The organism is Streptococcus mitis (assembly GCF_001074635.1).
Lineage (GTDB): Bacteria > Bacillota > Bacilli > Lactobacillales > Streptococcaceae > Streptococcus > Streptococcus mitis_E.
Genome location: NZ_JUQO01000105.1, coordinates 1 through 8,343 on the forward strand (window position 1 = coordinate 1; position 8,343 = coordinate 8,343).

Below are 8,343 nucleotides of genomic sequence, written 5' to 3' on the forward strand. Positions count from 1 at the left end.
TCTATTTGAATCTGCTTCTTTCACCGTTTGTGCTGGTGTTAATGGAGCTGTTGTAACGTCAGGTATAGTTAGTGTTGTTTCACCATTATTTTTTACAACTATATTTGTAGCTGTTGGGTTCAACGTTTGTATTTTAGCTTTTACAGATTCTTTTTCTTTGTTTGTTAAGTCATTTAGATTCTTAACTGGCGTTAATTCCGGCGTCACTATAATAGGAACTTTTACATCTTCAGAGCTTCCATCTGTATATGTTACTTTAACTACTACAGTTCCACCATTAGTTGGAATTTCTCCTGTAATTGCTTTGTTAGCAATATGTTCACCCGTAATTGCATTTTTTATTTGTTCATCTGTATGTTTTGTTTCTTTAACATAACGTGTTAATGTTGCTATTGTTGGATCAATCTTCTCTGCATCGTTACGTTCACGTACAGTTTCTGACAATGTAATTACTGGTGTTGGGTCACTAGCTCCTACTCCTGCACCTTTATGTCTGTAAGTTACGTCTCCGTTTGCTGCTACTTGTAATTCAGCAGTATTAACAGATGGGTTCGCTTTTTTCACAGCTGCTTTAACGTCTTCTATTTCTTTTGGAGTTAGATTCGTCAGATTAATTACTGGAACTTTCTCAACTGGTTTCAATCCTGCGAATGCTTCTGTTTCGTATGAATCAACTTTTCCGTTCTTATTACTTTCGTGACGTGTTACAATGCGGTCTCCTGCTTGGTATTTTTCTTCGCCTGCTAGTGTTATTGTGATACTTCCATCTTGATTTACAGTGATAGTACGATCGTTAACGCTGTTTGTGTATCCATCGGCAGTTTTTGTTAATTGCATTCCAATACCACGAATTGTTACGTGTAATTTGTCGCCATTTTCTACTGTTGTATTCGGTTTAACTGTTACCGTATTATCCAATTCGTTAAATGTTGTTGTAATGTCGATTGGTTTAACTTCCAAGACTGGAACTGTAACATCTTTCTTCGTATTATCACTGAATGTTAATCCTACAGTAACTACATTCTTACCACCTACCACACTGATACGTCCGTTATTTTTCACTTCTTTAGCAGTTGGTTGTGGTTGTCCTTGTGGAACTGTAACGTTGTTCAATACACGATTATATTCAGTTGCTGGTACGCTTCCTTGTGCGTCCTTAGCTTTAGCTGCTTTAATAGATACTTCTGGAATTGTTAAAGTTGGTTTTGCCTTATTTGCATTTGTTGTATCTAATGGAACTTCAATATCTTCTCTTGAACCATCAGGATATGTGACCGTTGCAGTGATATATAATGTACCGTCTTGTTTTGTTTGGACTGTACTATTCTTCATTGTAAGTTCTAATCCAGATGTATTCTTATCAACTTTTACTTCACCACGTGTTGATGAGAACGTTAACGTATCTTTAATCTTGTTAAATTCAGTGGCTGTAATTGTTGTATTCGCTTGAGTGATATCACGTTCAATCTTAGATTTACTTACTGTCGGTGTATATTTCGTTGCTTGTGTTAATGTTTTGAAAACAACACGATAAGGGTTTGAAGCAACATTATCTCTACTTCCTGATTTATCCTTAATATTATTTTCTGCAGCGTCCATTGCTGAAGCATAACGAGTTGTAATGACATCATCATCACTCCACACTGTATTTCCAGATTTGAACTTATTAAGTGTACCATTTACAGTTACGGTCAACGGTGCATTGGTAATCGTATCTCCATTTCTGATTACTTTATTGTAAGTAAGTCCATAATTACCAAGATCTGTTATTCCTGCACCTTGATCAAAGAATACAGCTTCTAATAATTTGTTAGAATTATCAGTAATAGTTGCAACATCAATGTTTGTATTTTCAGTTGGTGTAATATATACTACACGATCCCCTGTAGAATCTATCACAGTATTTTTAAATTCAATTTCCGGTAAAACCGCATCTCCATTACCTGCTATACCTGTTGCAGGAATACTTTCAACGCTACCTGTTCCATCTGTTGTAAGAGCTTTAGTAGTTACCGTTGTACCATCTTTTACAACACGGTCTTTTAATCTAAACACGCCTGTTGTCGGATCAACTGTTAACGGTGCACCTGAACCAAATTGCCATACTCCACTAGCATTCTTCTTAGCTGTATATGTCACTTCTGTAGAGTCATCTTGTTTTGTAAAGGTTACGCTGACTTTATCCACATTTGTTTGATTTGTTGGTGTAATTAAGACATCTCCATTATCTTTTGCAGTGACAGTCGGCGCTGTTGGCTGAACTAGGAATGTAATATCTCTTTCAATTGAGTCGGGTGTATAAATCTTCACACCATTTTTTGTGTAGAATCCTGCTGCTGGGAATTTAACAACTGCTTTATAACCCGTTACTCTACCTGGTTCAGTAAGCGCTGTTTCCCTATCAGTTACTTCCACATTGTCTTTTTTCCATTTGAAGGCCATTCCATTTGGATAAACTGTATAATCTGGCTCTGTTGAATTTGCTAATTTCACATAATCATGTGAATCTGTACCTAGTTTAGTACCTAAAGGAACTGTTTTTGGAGTTTCTTTTAGAATAGCGTCTTCAACAGTGTATGCAAATTTGTAAGTTTCTTCGTTACCTGCTGCGTCTCTAACAAGTACACTTGCTTCATGTCTACCTAAATCAGCATTACTTGTTGTTGCATTATCTCCATCTATCGTTACATTTGTTCCGCTAGTCATTGCTGTATCTTTAATCACTTCTCTTCCACTCGGAAGTCCAGAAACTTTAAGATACGATACAGTTCCCGAATTATCACTAACAGTCAATGTAGGATTGAAAGTTGCTCCGCGGAAGATTACGAATCTATTTTCTGCAGTAGTTGTCAATGGAATTGTATCATTTCCATATTTAAATGATACAGTAGGTTTTTCGGCTTCATTTATTTTAACTTCTACTATCTTATAGGATTGATGTTGAGTCGCTGCTGGTCCATCTACCGCAGTTTTTGGTAACGTTACTTTTACATATCGAGTAGCTTCACCCTTCTCTGTTACCGCCTTATCAGTAAGTGGATTCCCATTTTCTGTTACCCATTCATAGGTTGTACCACTTGGTAAAGCTGCTGAGTTATTTATAGGCATTACAGCAGTTCTTGCTTGGTCATCTGACAAGGCGCTACCTCTATTTACCATAATACGAGTTGTATTCGCTCCTACATCAAACACCGTATGTGAAACTGTACCAGAATGTTCTAGTCTATCACTTTCTGGAGCATTATTTGAAAATCTACCTTCTCTATATTTTGCTCCGTAAACATAGTCTGTTGTCCCTACAGAATCATTTCTCAAATAATTTTGAATATATCCATCAGGTTTAACTGTTCCATTTTGTCTAACAAACCAATTGAACCCATCAGGAAGACCTGTGTTACTATAGTAAGCACCTTCGCTTTGATTTCTCGCAACACCATTAAAATCATAAACTTTTGTAGCAACTGGGAATGTTTGAAGAACTTTATAATTCAGGTCTACATTTTTTACTGTACCATCTTTAAATCTAACATTTGCTGTAGTTTGCTTGCTATTTGATTTTGCGCTTGTATCTAAATTAACTTCAACTATAGCATCGTCTGGAAGCGCTACTCGTCCGTTACCTTCTTGTAATTCAATCAGGCTACGTTTTTCAGCAGGTGTTAGTGTTTCGCCAACTTTCAAGTTAACAACTGGTTTTGCAACAGCCTGATGGTTTTTCGTAACTTCAACTGTCACATCTTTTTCAGCCGATGCTTTACCTTGGCTATCGGTAGCTTTCAGTTTGACTGTATAAGTTCCTGTTTGACTTGTATTAACAGTCTTATTCCCAGTATTACCGTTTACTGAAACAACTTCTACTCTACCAGTTCCTCGTGTAAGTCCTGTGTCGTCTTCTTTATCACTTGCTCTGACAAGTTCTGTAGGATTGAAAGGAGTTCCGTATTCAACAACTTTTTTAGGGCCTGTAAATGTTGATGTAAGTGTCGGAGCTTCGTTCGTTACAGTAGTTGCTTGCCAACTGTATGGACTACTATATCCACCTTGTCTAATATTGGCAACAGCACTGATACTACCTTCTTTAATTGACTCTTTCATCTCGATAGTAACCGTATCTGAGAATCCATCTTTAGTCACATTACCTGTTACAACTCCACGATCCGGAGCAATTGAAGTCCAAGGACCAGAAATACTATCACGTTTGATTCCGATTTCTTTTTCTTGATTCGAATCTTTTTCACGATACTTAACATAGAAAACACCAGCATCATGTGGAGCCTTCACTGTAATCATCTTAGCACCTGCATATACACTTGTGCCATTTTCTACAGTAGGTTGAACCTTCGTTTCACCAACTGCTACGGTTACATTTGTTATCGGACTGTCTACTCCATCAACACTTTGAGTAACCTTCAGTGGATCCTTATTGACAAGTTGCGCTTGTGATGGAGCATGGTTGCTGTTCAATCCTTTTGGAAGAGTAACCTCCCAGTTACCATCACGACCAACTGTAACTTCAGGAAGAGGTGTAGTGTTGACTGTTACTTTCACTTTCGCACCAGCAAGACCAGTACCTCGTAAAACTCTGTCAGTAGAGGTTACCATATTATTAATCGTTGGAGTAACCGTAGGTGCTGGTGGTGTAACATTAACAGGAACAGTAATGATTTTAGATGGCTGTCTCTTAGTTGCTTCTGGTGCATCATTGCCACTTTGAGCTGGAGGTAGTGTTACCTTCACTTTAAAGTTTTGAACACCAGCTGTGTTCGCTGTTGGGGTAATCTTATTCCCTCTATCATCTACCCATTCATAAGTTGTTCCACTAGGCAAATCAGGAGAACCAGTTACTTTGGCAACGGCTGAAATAGCTTGTGCTTCTGATAACGTCCCTCCTTGAGCTACAGTAACCTTTGTATCATTAGGTTTAATATCAAACACCTTATGAGTAAATGTAGCTGAATGCTCTAATTTTTCAGTTGGCTGTGGACTGTCAGTAAATCGACCATAGTTGTATTTACCACCAAACTTATAAGTTGTTTCCCCGACTGGGTCTGCATTTATCTTATCTCTCAACCCTGAAGCATCTATCTCTGCTTCATTACCTCGCTTGGCAAACCATTTCATTCCTCCTGGAATACCTGTATTGAGGTAATATTTTGATTCATCATCAGATCGGTTTACACCTTTAAAATCATATACTGTATGAGCTATTGGGAAGGTCGGTAATACACGATAATTTATATTCGTCGAAGCTATTGTTTTCCCTTGGAGTACAACTGACGCCACTGCTGTCTTACTATCTGCTTTAGCACTTGTATCTAAAGTAACTTCCACTCTAGCGTTATTTGGAATTGCTACTTTATCGTTTCCATCACGTAATTCTAATAAGCTACGTTTAATTTCATCTGAAACCCTTTCCCCTTGTACCAAGTTTATCTTTGATTTTGCTACAGCTGCATAGTTTACTGTAATAGTATGATTTTTTGTTGCTGTAGCTCCAGCAGCATCCGTTGTTCTATAAGTAAGATTATAAGTACCTCGTGTAAGAGGTTTTGTTAAATCAACATTTTTACCGTCTTTAGTAGCTGTTACATCCAAATTCTCTGCTGCTGAATTACCTACAGTGCGCCCTGGAGTATCTTCAGCATCATTTACCGTTACAAGTGTTTTTAACTTGTCTTTAGTCAAAGTACCATCTGATGTATAAGTAGCATTTGAATTATTAATTGTAATTGTTGGATCTGTATTCGTTGCTTTATTTGCTGTAACCCATCCATCATTTTCGTGACCTGGGTCTGCTGGGTTATTGTCCCCATTCACGTGGTGAGAACGAACTCTTACCACATGATCCTTGGTGATTTTGAATGGAATATTATTTTTTCTATGCGAATCATTAACATGAAGAGTAATTTTTTTCTCAGAAGGATTATCGCCATCAGTGACCTTCAGATCAATAGCATTAGCCGCTGCGCTGTTTTCAATTCTCCATCTACCATTTTCCTGTATAACACCATACTCATAAACAGTGGCTGTATTAGCAGCATTTCTAACTTGAATATAGAATCGTCCTGTATCGTGAGCTACTTTAACAGAAATATCACGTCCTGCTTGAAGTGGAGTATCAATAGAAATAGCTCTAGCTAGTTGAACATTTACTGACGTAGCTGATGATTCTTCACCATTTTTTGTTTGCTTAGCAGAAATTGTATTAGGAGATTTAATAGAGGCATCCTGTTTTGTATTTTGGGTTAATTTCTCATTTTGCTTTAAGGTATAACTCCATCTTCCACTATTATTAACAGGTATCGAACGAGTTGTACCATCTTGCATCGTTAATGTAACCGTTGCACCAACTACACCAGTACCTGAGATAACGCGGTCAGTCGACACTAAGGTTCCATCATATTTTGTTAATGTATTAATAGTTGGAGCAGCTAACATGCTTGTTCCAGTAGCAGAATATACGTATGCCTGAGTCGCAGTAATAGATTTTCCTTCCTTAGCAGTTACCGCCATAGTCCCCGCTGTTTTGGCTTCTTCAGCTGTAACATCATCTTTCAAACGCATCTTAACATGATATTTATAAGCGTAATTTTGTCCACCGCTTACCGTTAATACGTGAGAATATGACAACGTAGGATAAGGTCCATTTGGATCATTATTTAATCGAATAATACGATTTAGGTCTGGATTATTTTCTAAATCTTTCAACATTTCTTGTCGTTTATTATTATTATTCGGACCACCATCTAATTGATAAAGACTAATTCGGTCCCCCCATTGTCTTCTCGTACTATCATCCTGATTAGTTCCATTTCTCATAACCTTTTCAAGTGCATTATACGTGTCTACTTTAGTAAAATTTCCAGGATTTTCAGAAAGTCTTCCTGTTCCTGCGTGATTTCGATAACGTTCATAGTAAGCCTCAGCAATGGTATCTCCTACATATTTACCACCTTTATATAAAATATCACGAGGAGGGTAAAACCAAAATGCATTTCCGGTACCCCCACTCAAAGCATAACCATCATTTTGGAAGTAAACATCATAAGTAATATATTTCTTACCGCCTTCTTGGCTATATCTTGCGGTCATGAATGTTTTATCAATTGTTCGGGCACGTTGACCAGCAGTTGCTCCACCACCATTAAATTTATCCTCTGAGATATACTCTTTAACATTGTACAACGCACCTTCTACTGGTACATCATTTGCTCTAAAGCTAACCCCTTCACCCATTCTTTGGTTATTACGTGAATCACGAGCGCCTGAAGTTGCACGCAACTCTTCATTCACTAATGTATTTCTAACGCTCTTCGCTTGTTCCAACAGTGCTGTTAATTCTTTTGATGTTAAGGTAGTATTTTCTAATTGTTTTGAAATATTTTCTAGAATTTCTTCTGCTGCCGTTACGTTTGGTTTATCCGTTGGAATTTCCGATTTCTTCACGTATTTTTGAAGATCTTCTTTTACCGTTTCAAGAGAGTGTTTAATCTCTGTTACAGTCTTAGGAGTTTCTAACGTTTCATGGCTTCCTGTTTTAGGAGCGACAACCTTAGGCATTGAAGATAAGACAAAAACTTTCTCATTAAGTTTTTTAGCCGCCTCATCTACTTCAGCTTGTGTTAACTCAAGACTATCGTTATTAAGCACACTATTAGCTCTTTCTAAATCTGCTTGAATTGCAGCGAGGGTTTGAGCTGGAGCTTTTTCCTTGTTGACTTTAGCCAAGAGTTCTTGAACTTTTGTAATACTAGCTTGTAACTGAGACTTATCTAATCTTTGTTTTTCCGTCACTTTATCATCACTAGCATCTTTCGTTACAGTTATTGTGCTAGTAGATATGCCGTTATTTAGAGAATTAGCCTCTACGGTTTCTTTATTTTCAGATGGTTTCTCTCTTTCCTCAGTTTCCTTGGCTACCTCAACTTTTTCAGTTTCCTTGGTTTCCTCATTTTTTGATGTTGGAGCAGGCTCTATCAGAGGCGATTTCTCCTCATTTGGATTTGGTGCGCCTATGGTAGGTTGGTTTTTAGCATCAACAGCATCCGCACTAACGGCATGCGTACCTAAAAACATCAGTGCTGCTACAGCTACTGAAGCTGCACCAAAGCTATATTTACGAATAGAATAGCGCAAAACCTTATCACTTTGATGACGTTTAATTCGACTGAATGACTTATTTTTATGTTCCATGTTCCCTCCTAAGGGCAATATGATATAGAAAAAGCAATTTTTATAACTTCAACTCAAAAAAAGAGTTAACTTATAAAAATCACTATGATGACTAATATTTGCTAATAACATCACAGCTATCACAGCTATCACAGCTATCACAGCTATCAC

Annotated in this window: 1 protein-coding gene; it reads right to left on the minus strand. The window is 37.5% G+C overall.

Features of this window, described 5'->3' with window-relative positions; all coding sequences use genetic code 11:
• Positions 1-8,193, minus strand: an 8,193-nt coding sequence (locus ADI58_RS04435; RefSeq protein ID WP_049521611.1) for a YSIRK-type signal peptide-containing protein, incomplete at its 3' end; no start/stop codon positions are given.
• Positions 8,194-8,343: the final 150 nt, after the last annotated feature.